Raw genomic sequence first — 16,699 nt, 5'->3', positions numbered from 1 at the left:
TTGCCTCAGACGCGATGGGTCTCGGGGTAGGCACTAGTGGAGCTGGATATTTCCGCGAATTCGAGGATGGTCGATTCCAGGATCCCGAAAGCGATCGGTTTCGTGAGGTGGGCGAAGAAGCCGGCTTTGAGGCTCAACTCGATGTCCTCGGCCGACCCGAATCCGCTCATCGCGATCCCGGCGATGACTGCCGGGTCTGGAGCGGCGCTGAGCTCTCTCATCAGATCGAGCCCACTTCCGTCGGGAAGTCCTATATCGCTGAGAAGCATGTCAAACCTGCTGAGCGTTGCCGCCTCCCGCGCCTCGGCAATGCAAGCGGCGCTTGTTACCTGATGTCCTCTATTTTCGAGGAGTAAGGCCAGGGCACGATTTGTATCGTAATTGTCCTCGACCAATAGTATTTCCAGGCCGATTTTTCCATGAGTGACATTCGCGGCCTGTTGGAGCGAAGGAGCTGAGGATTCGGCGGTAGGTAGTAGGAGGATGAACGTCGAGCCCAAGTCCGGCCCATCACATTCGGCAGTCAGTCGACCTCCGTGAGCCTCGGCCAAACTTCGACTGATCGCGAGGCCCAGCCCGAGCCCACCGTAGCGACGTTGGATCGAGGGACCTCCCTGCTCGAACGGGTCGAAGATCTTCGAAAGAGCTTCCGGTGCGATCCCGATACCGGTATCCGAGATCTCGATGACAAGACTGGGGCCATCTGCCTTGATTTGCGGATCAAATACATCTCGCGTGCGAATACCGATCGACCCTCCGTGAGGTGTGAACTTGATGGCGTTCTTGATCAGGTTCCAGAAGATCTGATGGAGCCTGACGGAATCACCTTCGACGTGGTCGCTTTGCGCCGCAAGTTCTAGTTCGAGGGTGAGATTGGCCGCTTCGAATTCCGACCGGCACAGCTCGATCGATCGAGATAAGATCGCGTGGGCGTTCAATCGCTCGGCTCGCATTGTGAGCCTCCCGCTGGTTGTCCTCGATAGATCGAGCAGGTCATCGATGAGACGGGCTTCCAACTCGATATTCCGAATGATCATAGCCAGGATATCGGGTAGCTCTCTCGGAGTCGGAGGTTTGTCAATCATCGCCGTGACGGCGAGGAGCACCGGAGTCAATGGAGTTCGAAGCTCGTGGCTCAGCGAGGCTAGGAACCGGTCCTTGGCCCGGCTGGCGGCCTCGGCCGCCTCCTTGGCCCGGTATAGTTCTTCAGCAACTCGGCGACGCTCGGTGATATCGCGGTAGACGATCACCGCGCCTGTCGAGGTTCCATCGACGTCCCTGAGTGGTCGTCCATTGACCAATGCCCAGCGACCTTCGCTCTCCCCGGGACTACGAATGAAAACTTCCAGGTCATTTACATCTTTGCCTTGAGCTGAGCTGATGAGGGACAGGTTGAATTGTGGGTCTTCGCTACTATTCAAGACGGTGATCAGGTTCGATTTTTGCCAATCGGCGATCGGGGTACCTTCGGGGCCCATTCCGAACATGCGCTCTGCCGCAGGGTTGCAGGGTAGAACGTGGTTGCCCTCCTCAATCATGAGGACGGCTTCGGCCATATTGTCGAGGATCGATCGGAGTACCTCGGTCTGCCTTACTAAGGCCTCGTCAGTCCTGCGACGTTCGGCGATCTCGGACGAAAGGGCTTCATTGGCCTTGGCCAGTTCAGCGGTCCGATCGAGTACCCGTCCTTCCAATTCATCGTGGGCCTTCTGCAACTCCTCTTCGAATCTCCTGCGATCGGTCATGTCGCGGGTAACGGTCGCAAATCCCCGAAGCTCTCCCGAATCGTCTCGTAACGTCGTGATGCTGAGCTTAACCCAGAGTTTCGATCGATCCCGATGAACACGCCAGCCCTCGACCTCGCATTGGCCTTCGGCCGCCGCGACCTCGAGGTCGCGTGAGGGCCGCTCTATCGCAATATCGCGATCCTCGTAGAAAAGATCGCTGCTCCTCCCGAGAACTTCATTCGCCCGATAGCCGAGAATTCGTTCCGCGCCGGAGTTCCAGCTCAGGATATTCCCCCGAATATCGAGAAGTATGATCGCGTAGTCTCGAATCTCCTCGATCGCCAGGCGTAACCTATTTCGACTCTGGCGAGAGGATTCCAGGAGGAGTCGAGATCGATCCTCGTCCAAAATCGATGGAATCGGGCTGATCTTGGGATCGGATGTGCAGGCAGTCGACCGGCTGCGGGAGTCTCGAAGTGAGGAGATGAGCGAGCCGATCAGAAGCCCCTCCGTGGCCACAACCACAATTCTTGCGACGATTGTCAGGTTCGCAAGTTTGAGTTCGATCAGGGGTGGGAGGAGAAACTCATTGACGATCAGAGACGCGACGCTCGTCAGCAGTAGTCCGAACGTCGACCATCCGGCCTGACGAGCTCCCACGACCACCGCGACAGTGAATAGGGTAAGAAATGCGGTATGACCCAATAGCGAATCGAGCAGCATGGCCACGGCAGCGATCGTCAGGACCTCGTCGCAGTCAGGCCAGGTCCGCAATCCACGTCGATTCGGACCGAGACGAATTTCTTCCCGGTCACTGTATTTGCGAACCGGGTCGACTGGAACGGCCCCACCGACGGTTCTGTATTGGCTCATCATTGAGATTCCCTGACAGAATCGAGGGAAGATCGGAAATCTGAAAAACCGGTACAAGGCGGGTAGGCCCAACTGTTCCGGGGGGGGTGAGCCCGAACCTTACATTGATTCTCCATCCTTGCTATTGGCGAAACGCCTGAATGTTGTTTAACTTGGCCGTTATTTGGGCTTTGAGGCCTGGCCAAAAAATCCGATCAATGGAGCTTTTCTCTAGCTAAGCCGACTGCGATAGTCCAGATCAGGCTCAACTAGCAAGTGTGGTCGAGTCTACTAAGGACTTCAACGTGTCGAAAACATCCGGATTGTTCCAGTATACCTCGCGTTTCGAGCGAGAATCATCGCCGATGACTGGAAATCGACCTCACTTCATCGTGTGGCGCCTTCATATTGCAAAAGCTAAATTAACGTGGCTCTCTGAGTGATTGCAAGATTTGTTTTTTAAAAAACGACGATTTTGACTGATGTATTTGGTCGAACCCTGTATTAGGAACCAGATGGACCTCGCCAGGGATCGGATCGAGGACGTCCTCGATGCACCTGGATAGGATCGCTCGCAAGCAGCATGATTGAAATAGTCAGTAAGTCAGGTCCTTTTCTGGAGTTGAGCAAGTCTCGGATAAACGAAGTGCGGCATAGCTGAGGTGCAAGCGATCGTACCCGGGCGATTTCGGATCGCCGAGTAGCATTCATGAGGAAATAGACAAGTAGTAAACGAATTCGAATAATCCAGGTTCGTCGATTCAGAAAGGTCGCTCGGCTAGATGATTTCGTCTCGGACACGAGCGCAGACGATGGCTAACTGGCCAGGAGGCCAGCCGCCCGGTCGGGCCTGAACCTGAGCCGTGGAGCCACGCCGGTTATCTGAACCTCATGCCTACTGTTTGATCTTGTCTATTTCGGCGACCCGGTCCGGAAGCTTTCGACTCGATGGTCCTCGATGGTCGTATCGGCATCGATCAGATTCGTCTCGATCTCGACCGGGCCCACCCTGTCTTCGACCCGGATTCCGATCGTCTGGGTCTTGTCGGAGCCCTCTCGGGTGTCGCGGATCACGTTGTCTCGGAAGATCAGGCCGGATGGTTCTCCCCGGACCCGAACCCCGGCTGTGCCGGTTTCCCGACCGTTATTTTCGATCACGTTCGCTTCTAACCGGTTTCGATGAGGGGCCATTCCGCCCTCTTCGTTCCGAAAAAAGACCCCGTTCTGGCCATTCCCAGAGATGTGGTTCTGGCGGAGGAGGTTGTCCGAATCCTTATGCCCGATCGAGATGCCGAAACGGCCGTTACATTCGAACCGGTTATTCTCGAAGAGGCCGTGACGAACTCGCCAGCAGAGGAAGAGGCCATCGGTCCCATTGCTCCGCGCGAGGTTGTTGCGGAGAACGGGTCTTTGAGAGCCGCTTCCCGGGTGGAATCCCAGATCCGCGTTATTTTCGCTCAGGCAGTCGACGACCTCCACATCATTGGACTGTTGGAAGCTGATACCGTCGCCACTATAGCCCCGGACAACACACCCCTGAATCATCGTACCGAAGCCTCGGTAGAGATAAATGCCCGCCCCCCGGCATCCATTCAGAGGTGGGTTGGTCTCCCTGGAGCCTTCGATGACAAGGTCCTCCACCCGCGCACGCTCAATGTTCGAGCCACTGACAACCGGGAAGACGGTGGCCGCTTTTGCGTGGTTGGAGACCATGCAGTCAGCCCCAAGGGGGGTGTCGATCGAGAATGTGTTCCCACGAGTCCCGGTGATCCGCGCGACGGTCGTATGGAAGCCTCCGGCATTGTCGTCCCAGATCGCGACGCCGACCCCGACCGAGAAACCCTTCGGATCGGAGACCGTAACCTGTTGCTCGCCGAAATCGCCATCAATGGCAAGCGATGAAGTCACTCCATTAGACTTCCGGAGGATTGTCTTTCCCTTAAGTCCCCGAACCGTGACGTCGGAGCGGAGGTGGAGCGAATCGCGCATCAGGAATTCACCCTCACCGATCTCGACCAGGCCTCCTCCCAGGCCCGCGACATAATCGACGGCGGCCTGGAGGACCCGATTGTCGGCCCCGTTGAGATCGCAACCTTCGCGACCCACCGTGACCTTGGGGCGGTTGCTCATCGCCGAATGCATCGCGGTCGGCAACTGGCGCTCATCCGGTTTCGGCCCCTGGTCGTCGGCCAATCCGTCCTGGACGAGGATCGCCATCACCAGGCAGGCTGATCGACCAATCCTTCGAGGGGCCGACTCCGGAAATCTGGACATCGTCAATCTCCCGAGAGTTGATAAATTCACCGAGAAAGTTCGTCGAGGACCTGTCCGATGCTCAGGTCGAGTAGTCCGACCATCTCGTCGATCTGCTCGGCCGTCGTGATCAGGGCGGGACCGAAAGCGATCCAGTGCGGGTCGAATCGGCAGAGTAGGCCATTTTCCAGGGCTCGTCGTCCAACCTTGACTCCGAATCCATCCAGGAACCTGGCCTTCGTCGCCTGGTCTCGGACGAATTCGACTGCCTGGAAGAGCCCTTTGCCTCGAATGTCGCCGATGATCCCGTACTTTTCCTGGAGGGCCTGGAATCCCGCTCGGAGGCGATCGCCCTGCTTCCGAGCATTGCCGCAAAGGTCTCGTTCGAGGATCTCCCGAATGACTGCGATCCCCGCGGCGCAGGAGATCGGGTTCCCCTCGAAGGTATGCCCCTCGACGAATCCGGGATTCTCCTCGATCGGCCCCCAGAATCGGTCGGCGATCGGTTTCCGGCAGATCATGGCCGACAAGGGGGCGTAGCCGCCGCTCATCCCTTTGGCGATGCAAAGCACATCGGGAACCACGCCGAAAGTCTCAGCGGCGAACATCTGGCCGGTTCGACCCATCCCGGTGATGATCTCATCGAAGATCAAAAGGATATCGTGCCGGTCGCAGATCTCCCTGAGGATGGGAAGGTACTCGGAAGGAGGGTCGATGACTCCGCCGGTATGACCGATCGGCTCGACCATGATGGCCGCGACCGTGGCGGGGTCTTCCATTTCAAGGACCTGCTCGACAATCGTGGCGCAGGTGATCCCGCAATCCGGGTAGGACTTCCCGAAGGGACATCGATAGCAGGTCGGGGGGAAGACGTGAAGAAATCCCGGGGCCATCGGTTCGTTGACGGTCTTGCGCGACTTGAGCCCCGAGGCCGAGAGTGCGCCCAATGTCGATCCGTGCCACGACTGATAGCGCGAGATGATCTTGTACTTGCCGGGAGATCCGTTCAGCTTGTGATATTGACGGGCTAGCTTGATCGCGGCCTCGGTTACCTCAGAGCCGCCGCACTGGAACTTCACCGCCGATAGATCTCCCGGAGCGAGGTCGGCCAGGAGGTTGGCGAGCTGGACCGCCACCGGATTCGTCCCATGCATCGGTGGCGAGAAGTGGAGGGTATCAAGCTGCCGATGGATCGCCTCGATCACTCGTCTATTATTGTGCCCGAGCGATGCGACATAGATCCCCGAGAGGGCGTCGAGATAGCGCTTTCCCTGGACATCCCAGTAATGGATTCCGTCGGCTCGCGCCATGATCAGCGGATGCTTCGACCACTCGGCCATCTGGTCGCGTACGAAGATTTGACGGAGGAATCGCTCCTCGGTTGACTGGGCTTCGGAGATCAGATCGAGCGAGATCGCGTCGGTGGCCATTCGGCTTCTCAGCCTCCGGGGCAATAAAGGGTCGCAGTCAGGGCGTATAGATTAGCTACGCGGATCAGATCCTCGATCGATGACCATTCCTCGACCGTGTGCTGGCCGCCGGCCCGAGGTCCGTGGGTGATCGCGGGCACTCGCGCCAGCGCCCAGAAGCTGTTGCCGTCATCGACGAAAGGCTTTGGCCCGATCGGAAGGGGTCGGCCCGAGATCGTCTCGAAGGCTAGGCCGAAGCTCCCCACCAAAGGGTCGGCCTGATCGAGGAAGAACGCATCGCGGACGAGTTGATAGTTCAGGTCGATCGTGGTGCGGGTGCTGTCGGCCAGTCCGGCCATGAGTGAGCGGAACTCCGACTCGACGTTTGCCCGGTCGGTGCCCGGGATCCATCGGCGCGTCCCCTCGAGATGGCAGGTCTGAGGAAACCCATTGAAGATTTCACCGGCGTGGAACTGCCCGATGAAGGCACTGGAACGCCCGGCGATGGGATCGACTTCGACGGAGAGTTGATCGTTGAGTTGCGTCAATCGCGAGACAAGCTCCGCTCCCGCCGCGATGACGCTCGGCTCATCGAGCGGGCGCATGACCTCGTGGACTGGCGCGCCGGGACGCCGAATCACCGCCGACCAGCAGGCCTGGCCTCGCCCGGCGACCGGCAATCGATCGCTGAGAGGCTCGGGCAGCAGGACGGCGTCGCCCACGCAACCGTCGGCGATCATCCGGTCGATCTGCTGGCCGAAACCCCAAGGGGCCTCGTGCAGGTCATGGGCGGTCAGAAGGACCGAGCCTGCGGCAAGGAGACCCGAGTCACGGAGGGCGAGCAGGGCCTCGACCGCGGCGGCGACCCCACCTTTCATGTCCGAGGCACCGCTACCCGTCAGGAGATCTCCTTCAACGCGAGGTCCCTTGAAGGGGAGATGGACCGTGTCGAGGTGACCGTTGAACTGGAGTGTCCGACCAGGCTTCGAGGAGGCGAGACGCGCCACGACGGCCGGCGATTCGTGGTGGCCGGCTTCTAGCCGATCGACCGCGAATCCTTCCTCGATCAAGATCGAGGCCAGGGCGTCGGCGGCGGGGGCCGCCCGGCCGGTTGGGCTCGGTGCGGAGATAAGCCTCTCGGCGATCGACAGGAGACGCCGACGATCGACATGAGTCGCGATTCGCCGGGCCGATTCCGGCAGGGATTCGCGTGTTCCGGTTGTCTCGATTCCCACTCGGTTTATCTCTCCTCGATCGGCTCGGCTCACCTCAGGCGAGCAACTCGGAAACGACCCGGCCTTCAACGTCGGTGAGTCGAAATTCTCGACCCTGGAATCGGTAAGTCAGGCGCTCGTGATCCAGGCCGAGCAAGTGGAGGATCGTGGCCTGAAGATCGTGGACGTGGACTCGATTCTCGACCGGGGCGAAGCCGAATTCATCGGTCGCACCCAGGGTCATTCCTGGCCGGGTCCCCCCTCCCGCGAGCCAGGCGGTATAGGCGTCCACGTGATGGTTTCGACCGACCTGCTCTCGGACTTCTCCCATCGGCGTTCGGCCGAACTCACCGCTCCAGACGACCAGGGTCGAATCGAGCAGACCGCGTGCCTTGAGGTCCCGGATGAGGGCCGCACAGGGGCGATCGATATCTCGACAGACCCGATCCAGATCACCCCGGAGATCCTGCCCGGGGCTGCCGTGGTGGTCCCAATCGGCGTGATAAAGCTGGACGAATCGGACTCCACGCTCGACCATCCTTCGAGCGAGCAGGCAATTCGCAGCGAAGGATGGTTGACCCGGTTCGACACCGTAGAGTTCCAGGGTGGATTTCGACTCTCCCGCGAGGTCGATCAGCTCCGGGGCGCTCGATTGCATCCGGTACGCCATCTCGTATGAGGCGATCCGGGCTGCGATCTCGGGATCTCCCACAGTCCGGAGTCGTTCGGCATTCAGATCGCGAATGGCATCGAGCGTCAATCGCTGGCGAGAAGCTGTAATCCCGGAAGGGGCGGCCAGATCCAGAATCGGCTCGGGGCCGTTCCTCAGGGGGACGCCCTGATAGGTGCTCGGGAGGAATCCGTTGCCCCAAAGGGGGGCACCACCCCGAGGACCTCGTGGGCCGGACTGAAGGACCACGAAACCGGGGAGGTCCTGGGCCTCGCTCCCGATCCCGTAAGTCACCCACGACCCCATACTTGGCCGACCGAACTGCGCCGATCCGGTGTTCATGAACAGCTTGGCGGGGGCATGATTGATCGGTTCGGTTGCCATCGACTTGATGAACGTCAGGTCATCCACGCTCTTGGCCAGTTCCGGCAAGCACTCCGATACCCACGCACCCGATTGTCCATGCTGGGCGAATTTCCGATCGGTCGCCATGAGCTTGGGTCGCTCCTTGGCGAACGTGTCCATGAAGGCGAATCGCTTGCCCGATACGAATGATTCCGGGATCGGCTGGTCGTGCCGCCTGCGCAACTCCGGCTTGTAGTCGAATAGTTCGAGCTGGCTCGGGCCACCGGCCATGAAGAGGAAGATGATGTTGTTGGCCCGGGGAGTGAAGTGGCCCGGTCGAGGAGCCATCGGCGATACGGAGCGATCCCGATCGAATGCGTTGGCCCGGCCATCGTTCAGGAGCGAGGCCAGCGCCATTGAGCCGACCCCGAGTCCGCATCGCGCGAAGAGATGCCTGCGAGTCGAGGAGAGCTGAGGATCGAGATCTTTCATGAGTCGCTCTCGGGGCTAGGTCTTCGATCATTCCCGCGTGAGGAACTCGTCCAGGTTCAGCAACACCCGAGCGACCGCAGTCCAGGCCTCTCGGGTTGAGGTGTTGGGTTCCGCCCAGATCGCGTCGAGTAGCCCGAGGAGTCGGTCTTGCTCGGTAGCGGTCGGCACTCGGGAGAGGCAGATCCGATACGCTTCGATGAGCCGACTAGTTTCATCACTGGTCGGATCGGCCAGGAGACGGTCGGCAAGGGCTCTGGCACATTCGATGGACGCCTCATCGTTGAGCAGTGCGAGGGCCTGCAATGGAGTGTTCGAGCGCTCTCGACGAGTACAGGCCCTCGTGGCATCGGGTGCATCGAAGGCGACCAGAGAGGGGTGGGGCGTTGCTCGCCAGAAATACGTGTAGAGTCCGCGCCGGTATCGGTCGGGACCCGTGTCGGCCTTCCACTCCCGTCGCATCTGACCGAGATTCATGACGCCGTCGGGCTGGGGAGGAAAAACACTCGGGCCTCCGATTGTGGGCGTCAAGAGGCCGCTGGCCGTCAGCGCGGCATCGCGGATCAATTCGGCCTCGAGTCTCAGGCGGGACTGACGTGCCAACCGGCGATTACCCGGGTCTTCCATCGCGAGATCCGGCCGGTTCTGAGAGGACTGACGATAAGTCGCGCTCGTGACGATCAGGCGGTGCATCGCCTTCTGACTCCAGCCGAGTCGCGCGAACTCGGTCGCTAGCCAGTCGAGAAGCTCGGGATGAGAGGGTTGCGAACCCTGGGTCCCGAAATCGTTCTCGGTTTCGACCAGGCCCCGACCGAAGTGCGCCTGCCAGATCCGATTGACGGCGACTCTCGCGGTGAGCGGATGACCCGGAGAAAACAGCCACCGGCAGAGGTCGAGTCGATCCCGCAGATCGGGGGCGCCTTCCTGGAAGGAGAGGACGGCGGGAACACCAGGAGCCACAACCGTTCCAGGTCGAGTGAAATCCCCCTGGAGCAGGATATGCGTCTCTCGGGGGGGGCCGCTCCTTTCCTGGATCACCATCGTCGTCGGGAACTTGGGTACTCCCTCCCGCATCTTGGCAATCCGATTGCGATGCAATTTCCCTTCGGGCGTCTGGTCGATGAACGCGGCGAAGACCACCCGATTCCGCGACGGGTCTCGTTTCTCGAAAGGCATATCGAACGCTTCTCGGACTTCCTGGGACTGCTTCTGCCGGGCGACCATGTCGAGCCCTTGTTCCCAGGTCTTCTGAGCCTCTCGGAGCCGAGGTTCCCGCTCCCAGAGTTCGGCCAGGTAAGCGTTTATCTCGGCCTCGGAAGCCTCCTTGCGGGCGATTTCCTCGGGCGACGCGACCGCGATCTCGGGTTCATCGGAGTTGTTAAAAAAAGCAAAGAGGCGGTAATACTCCGCCTGAGTGATTGGGTCGTATTTGTGGTCGTGGCACTGGCAGCAGCCCATCGTCAAGCCGAGGAAAGCCGTCGCGGTCGTGTTGGTCCGATCGATCACGGAGTCGATCCGGAATTGCTCGCGGTCGATCCCTCCTTCTTGATTGATGGGGGTATTCCGGTGGAATCCGGTAGCGACTCGCTGGACGGTCGAGGCGTCGGGCAGGAGGTCGCCGGCCAGCTGTTCGGTGGCGAAGCGATCGTAGGGGAGGTCTCGGTTCAGGGCGTCGATCACCCAGTCGCGATAGGGCCAGATCGAGCGAGGGGCATCGATGCTGTAGCCGTTGGAGTCGGCGTAACGCGCCAGGTCGAGCCAGGGCCTCGCCCATCTCTCTCCGTAGTGGGGGCTCTCCAGCAGGCGGTCGACCAGTCGCTCATAGGAGTCGGGCCGATGGTCGCTGAGATACTCTTCGACTTCCTCTGGTTTCGGAGGTAGGCCGATGAGGTCCAGCGAGACTCGTCTCAGGAGCGTCTCGCGATCGGCCTCGGGTGAGGGGGCGATTCCATCCTGTTCCAAAGGCTTGAGAATGAAGCGGTCGATGGGGTTGCGGGCCCGCTCCGTTCTCTCGATCGCGGGGAGCTCCGGTTGAGTTGGCGGCAGGAACGACCAATGAATAGCGGTCGGGGCAGGGGAGGGGACTTCGTCGGGAGGAGAGGGAGCACCCGCGATGATCCAGTCTCGGAGCGAGGAGACCTCGGCTTCGGCCAATGGGCGACGATTCAAGGGCATTCGCTCCGAATCTCCCTCACCCATCACGGCAAGTAGCAGGGAGCTCTCCGCAGGCTTACCCGGAACGATCGAGGGCCCGCCTCGCCCGCCTCGAATTGCAGCCTCGGCCGTATCGAGTCGCAGCCCTCCACGAGGACGCGTCGATCCATGGCACGCGACGCAATGCTTTTGCAAGATCGGCTTCACCTGCTGGAGATATTCCTCCTGTCCGCTCGATGGGGACGAGGGGAGGATTGCGAATAGCAGGGTCAGTAGGGCGTGCGGGCTAGGCATGAGAGATCGGATCTCCGCGTGCTGATCCGGTGAGACGCCACGAGCGGTCAGTCGACCACCAGACCTGGCGCTGTTCAAGGCGATTCTCGGGCACCGAAGTGAGGAACGCAAGCCCGAAGGCGATCCAGTAAAGAGCATGACTCGGGCTCGGACGGGCCGACGTCGCCCTGAATTTCCAAGCAATCCGGCGTCCTGATCGTCCGAGATTAGTCAATCCGAACGAAGGAACTAGCCCGTCAGATGTAGGCGCTGACCCCGTTCGTGACGGAAATAAACGGCCACGGTCAGGAACACTCTCACACGAGTCGGAAAGCCTCATTCGGGCGGACGATTGATCTCTTCATCAAATATTCGATGCGATGTGGTCAAGCTTCGATCGAACCATGATCACTCGGAGAATATGCCTGACGATACCCGGAGAGGAAGAAGGCCTTACCAGATCAGTGCTTCGGATGTGATAAGGATCGAATCCTCGGAGGTCCTGAGCTTGCAATCCGAGGATCCTTGAATAGCAAGTCAAACCGAGAATCCGCTAAACCGTTCATTGGAAAGGATCTCCACGATCCGTGCGATCGTTGAAGGCCTCAAGTTGGGCAAGATCGCTCGACGATGATAAGGGACGGGGGGCACCCACAGCCTGACGGAGTAAGTTCTCCGCCGGCACTCAATGATTCAGGAGGTCACCGTGCCGCGAAGCAGCCCGTCATGGTTCGTGATGGCGTGTCTCGCCGCGTGGACTGGTTTGTCCCATTATTCGGCGAGCGCTCAGGATTCACCGACTTCAACCCATTCCACTCGACCGATTTCAGATAATATTCCGCCACTTCCCGAGCCTTCGGCGACAGTCGGACAAGCTGCGACTCCTCGACCTCCGATCGCGGATTCGGCAACGCCTCCCGTGGTCATCCCTTCACCGCCATCGATTCTGGGAGCGGAAGTCCAACCGATCGACCTGAGCACGGCACTTCGCCTGGCTGGGGTGGAAAATCCCGATCTGAATCTGGCACGTCAGCGAGTTGTCGAGGCTACGGCCCTCCGGCAGCTTGCCGCTGCCCAGTTCTTGCCGACTATAAATGTCGGTACCAACTACGATTCTCACACCGGCCCACTCCAGCAATCTAATGGAAATATCCTCTCGGTTCAGAGAAGTGCGTTGTACGTCGGTGCGGGTGCCAATGCAATTGCTGCAGGAACGGTCAATATTCCGGGCGTTTTTCTCGGTGGAAACATCGGCACAGGGATCTTCAACTATCTCGAGTCACGGCAGCTGGTGATCCAGCGTGAGTTCTCGACCCTCGCCATCCGGAACCAGGTGTTCCTGTCCGTGGCCGTCGGATATGCCGAGCTACTCCGGGCGGAGGGGATCCGCGCCGTCTCGCTTCAGGCCCGAGATGAGGCTCGTGAAGTGGCTCGGTTGACGGCCGACTACGCCGCGACCGGACAAGGCCGGAAGGCTGACGCTGACCGTGCCACTACCGAGTTGGCCCGTCGCGAGGGGGAAGTGCTCGCCGCCGAAGGTCTGGTCCTCACCTCGTCGGCCGAACTCTGCCGACTGCTCAACCTCGACCCTTCGATCCGGCTTCACCCGACCGACGCCTACGTTGTACCGATGCCGATCGTCCCCGACCCGCAGCCCCTCTCGGAATTGATCGCGATCGGGCTGCTGCGACGGCCCGAATTAGTAGCGAGGCGTGCCGCGATCCGCGAAGCCTTCCTGAGCCTGGAAAATGCGAAAGTTTTGCCGTTCTCGCCGACGGTCCTGGTCGGCTTCAGTGCCGGTGGTTTCGGTGGTGGCAGTAACCTGGTCAAACCTGTCTTCGGCAGCATGAGCGGCCGAACGGATCTCGACGTGGTGGCCTACTGGACACTCAGGAATCTGGGGGTTGGTAACGCCGCCATGATCAAGGGGGCCAAGGCCCGACTTGGGGCCAGTCGTTTCCAGGAGATTGCGGCCCTGAATCAAGTACGAGCCGACGTCGCCGTGGCCTATGCGAGGACTCATGCCCGGTATGCCCAGATCGGTACGACCGAGGCGGCGGTCCGGTCGAGCCAGCGGGGCTTCCGCGAGGATTACGACCTGACAATCCAGCAGACCGGCCGCAAGGTCCTACCGATCGAGTTGCTCAACAATTTCCGGCTGCTGAACGATTCCCGACGCGAATATCTCGATGCGATCGTGGACTACAACCGAGCGCAGTTCGAGCTCTATGTCGCGCTCGGACAACCCCCGGCCGACGCCCTGGCCCGACCGGTACCGACCGAGGGACTGGCCCCCTCGGGCTTGCCGGGAACCCAGCGGGTTAACACCCCATCGGGGATCGATCCATCGCCGAACGTGCCGGAAGCCGCCGTGGCTCCTGCCCCCGCCCCAACGGTCACGACTCTTCGCTGAACCCGGATCAACGGAGAGGAACCCGGCGATGAAAACACCGAAATCCCGCGGCGGTCGGAGAAGACCTGCCGTCTCGATAGCCCTGGCGATCTTGACTCTCTCGGGTTGCGCGACCCGATCCGGCTCAGTCCGGCCCCATGATGCGACATCTGGACCGAGTTCGCCAAACTTGATGGATGTCTCGGCGATCGCTCCCCCGCTCAATGCCGGGCTGGCTAACAATCGACCTCGACCGACACCCGGTACCCCAGAGAATCTCGCTCGGTCCGCCTCGGTCGATCCCTCCGTCTCGGTGGCTGTCGCGAGAACGCCCGAGCAGGATCCCAACCTTCCGAGTGATGCTCAGGCCGGTTTGATGGGCTCGGCGCCTCCGATTGCTGCCGAAGCGGGATCGACCCCGCCGACGATACCTCAGTCCGCACCACCTTTTCCGATCGACTTGTCGTCCGCCCTCCGCCTTGCAGACCGACAGAATCCGGAGATCGGAGAAGCCCGGGTCGTCATCCTGGAGGCTCTGGCCGAGCGGCAGGCCGCGCGGGCATTACTCCTGCCCTATCTCAACGTCGGGACGAACTATCACAATCACAACGGACCCTTGCAAAGGTCCTCCGGTGCGATACTCCCGCTCACGGCCGAGCAGTCCCTCTATGTCGGAGGCGGGGCTCGGACGCTGGCGGCCGAGTCGCTGGGCATCCCTGCGGTGAATATCTTCAGCCCTCTCACCGAGGCCATCTTCGAGCCACTTGCCGCTCAGCAACGGGTGATCGGGACGAGATTTGAAGCCTCGGATACCGCCAACAAAGTGCTTCTCGAGGTCAGCAGACTCTACATAGAGTTGGTCGCCGCAAAAGCCATCCTCGAGGTTCGGCGCGAGAACGCCTCCGAGGCCGATAAGATCGCCGACTCCGTTGCAGCCTACGCCGCCACCGGCCAGGGACGGCGGGCGGACGCCGATCGTGCCGATGCCGATCGGCGCCTCTTCCAGGTCGAAATCCAGAAGGCCGAAGAAGAAGTCGCCGTGGCTTCGGCGCTCCTATGTCAGAGGCTCAACCTCGATCCATCGGCGGAACTCAGCCCGATCGCCGGGCCGCTGGATCCGATCGAACTGATCGACTTCAACGCATCCACAGAGGACCTGATCCAGTCGGCAGTGGTGAGACGACCCGACCTTGCCGCACGAGGGGCCCTGGTCGAGCGGGCAGAGATTATCGTCCGCCGAGAGAAGGCACGTCCCCTCTTGCCGACGGTCTGGCTTGGTTTCAGTGGAGGTGCTTTCGGTGGCGGTAGTGCCTATCCCGGCATCCCGACCACACTCAGCGCGTTCGCCGGACGAACCGACTTCGATGTTCGAGCCGTCTGGACCCTCCTGAATCTGGGTGCGGGGAACTCTTCTCTGATCAAACGCAGCAAGGCTCAGGCCGGAGAGGCGATTGCTGAACGATCGCGGGTCCTCAATCAGGTCCGTGACGAGGTGGCCGCCGCCCGAGCGAAGACGATCGCCTTGCGAAGCCAGGTGGAAGTCGCCCAGGCCGGGGTCCGAAGCGCGGAGGATGGATACCGACAAGACCAGATCAGACTTCGAGAGTCTCTCTCGCTGCCGATCGAGGCGTTGGACAGTCTCCGACTCGTGGCCGATGCCCGGATTGCTCTGATCCGTGCGATCACCCGCTCGAATCAGGCTCAGTTCTCCCTCTTCGTCTCCCTGGGAGCCCCGCCCCCTATCGCACCCCCCCCCGTCGCGGAGTGACCCCCACCTCGACCGTAGTTTCGAACCGAGACCGGTCCCGGATAAACTCCATTCGAGTAATCCGGGGTCGGCATTTTTGTTGATCGAGATGGAATGGTCAGGACGTTCGTCCTGCGATCCGGTTTCCTCCGAAGGCTTGGGATGAGCCCTCCTGATCCTGGTCTATCAAAACGTGGTCGGCCCCGGATGACTCGAATGGAGTTCATCCGGGGCCAGTCTTTGTTGACGGAGCAGAACTGACCGTGAGGTCATCCCATCTTAACGCCGGGGAAGCAACCGGATCGGGAAGGCCCGAATGGTCTGCTCGCCCGATGGGGTCCGGATGAGAACTTCGGTGTTCGTGAGCGAACCACCTCGGCTGGGCTTCTCCAACTTGAGTTGATATTCGAAGCGTCCTCGAGCGTCGGTCGCCACTGCACCCCGATCGAACCTGTAGTTACCAGTCGGCCCGTCGATGAAAACGATCGAGTTCGGGGTCGTCTTGCCGACGACCGTGACATTCCTGAAGTGAGTCACTCCCCCGCTCTGGCTCGGGTGGGGAAGCCTCGCCTGCTGGCCGGGAGCCAGTTTGAGCACGACATTGAGAGGACCCTTCGGGCTTATTCCCGCTAGCCCCCTCAGGATCGGAGTGGCGTCGTTCTGACCTATGAAGCCCGTGCCATTGAAATCGAATTGAGGAACGTAACCGGGCGAACCGCGAAAGCTCAGGTAAGCCGCGGCGTACGCCTGCAGGTCGGCTGGGGTAAATGTACGGTTGGCATTGGCGCTGGGAAACTGACCGGGTGTCAAATGTGTTGGCGCGGCCAACGTCGAGGCGGAGAGCACGACCCTGACATCGAGAGCCTCGACGCCAGGGCGGAGCCGGTGGCGGTTCGGGGGCATTCGGTCCTCCTTGAGCAATTGAGCGACGTGGGCGTTCTCATGACGAGTCGCCTCCCTTCTTATCATCGGTCGTCACCGCCGAGTTGGCGCAGTTCGACTTCCGAGACTTTCGGTCGGGAAACGCACCCGGAGCATTCCTTGATCCGGGGTGCTCTGATCGATCGAGGATTTCGAGACTCAGCCAATATCGCGAGTATCGCCGGAGGATCCGCGGCGGAATCCTTCGGCGATACATGTGTAATTTTGCATGCCATTCTGGTTGGTCAGCGAA

General features: G+C 60.6%; 9 protein-coding genes. 2 read left to right on the top strand and 7 right to left on the bottom strand.

Features of this window, described 5'->3' with window-relative positions; all coding sequences use genetic code 11:
• Positions 1–5: 5 nt before the first annotated feature.
• The 6 genes from P12x_RS08970 to P12x_RS08945 form a co-directional block, all read right to left on the bottom strand.
• Positions 6–2,600 carry a PAS domain S-box protein gene (locus tag P12x_RS08970; RefSeq protein WP_435011656.1) on the bottom strand — a complete coding sequence of 865 codons (2,595 nt, stop codon included), beginning with the start codon at positions 2,598–2,600 and terminating at the stop codon, positions 6–8.
• Positions 2,601–3,491: 891 nt separating this feature from the next.
• A complete protein-coding gene (locus P12x_RS08965) occupies positions 3,492–4,853 on the bottom strand; it encodes a right-handed parallel beta-helix repeat-containing protein (protein WP_435010523.1) in 1,362 nt (453 codons plus the stop codon).
• Positions 4,854–4,879: 26 nt separating this feature from the next.
• Positions 4,880–6,262: an aspartate aminotransferase family protein gene (locus P12x_RS08960; RefSeq protein ID WP_435010522.1), complete on the bottom strand. Its 1,383-nt coding sequence runs from the start codon at positions 6,260–6,262 to the stop codon at positions 4,880–4,882.
• An 8-nt stretch (positions 6,263–6,270) separates the two neighbouring features.
• Complete coding sequence (locus tag P12x_RS08955) at positions 6,271–7,476, bottom strand: M20 family metallopeptidase (protein ID WP_435010521.1); 1,206 nt, start codon at positions 7,474–7,476, stop codon at positions 6,271–6,273.
• A 34-nt stretch (positions 7,477–7,510) separates the two neighbouring features.
• On the bottom strand, positions 7,511–8,962 hold the full coding sequence (locus P12x_RS08950) for a DUF1501 domain-containing protein (protein WP_435010520.1): 1,452 nt from the start codon (positions 8,960–8,962) through the stop codon (positions 7,511–7,513).
• 27 nt (positions 8,963–8,989) lie between these two features.
• The gene (locus tag P12x_RS08945) at positions 8,990–11,407 is read right to left on the bottom strand and encodes a PSD1 and planctomycete cytochrome C domain-containing protein (RefSeq protein WP_435010519.1); all 2,418 of its coding nucleotides are present in this window, start codon (positions 11,405–11,407) and stop codon (positions 8,990–8,992) included.
• 667 nt (positions 11,408–12,074) lie between these two features.
• On the opposite strand from P12x_RS08945, the gene P12x_RS08940 reads away from it, so the two are divergent.
• Both P12x_RS08940 and P12x_RS08935 read left to right on the top strand, forming a co-directional pair.
• Entirely contained in the window at positions 12,075–13,799 is a 1,725-nt protein-coding gene (locus P12x_RS08940; RefSeq protein WP_435010518.1) for a TolC family protein, read from the top strand.
• Between the two features lie 439 nt (positions 13,800–14,238).
• Positions 14,239–15,546 (top strand): TolC family protein, encoded by a 1,308-nt coding sequence (locus tag P12x_RS08935; protein WP_435010517.1) that lies wholly within the window; start codon positions 14,239–14,241, stop codon positions 15,544–15,546.
• 258 nt (positions 15,547–15,804) lie between these two features.
• Here P12x_RS08935 and P12x_RS08930 read toward each other — a convergent pair whose 3' ends face one another.
• Positions 15,805–16,428, bottom strand: coding sequence for a hypothetical protein (locus P12x_RS08930; RefSeq protein ID WP_435010516.1), 624 nt, complete (start codon positions 16,426–16,428; stop codon positions 15,805–15,807).
• Positions 16,429–16,699: the final 271 nt, after the last annotated feature.

The organism is Tundrisphaera lichenicola, assembly GCF_051175385.1.
Classification (GTDB): Bacteria; Planctomycetota; Planctomycetia; order Isosphaerales; family Isosphaeraceae; genus Tundrisphaera; species Tundrisphaera lichenicola.
The sequence above is the reverse complement of the archived record's forward strand: the minus strand, read 5'-3'. Positions and strand labels throughout refer to the sequence as shown.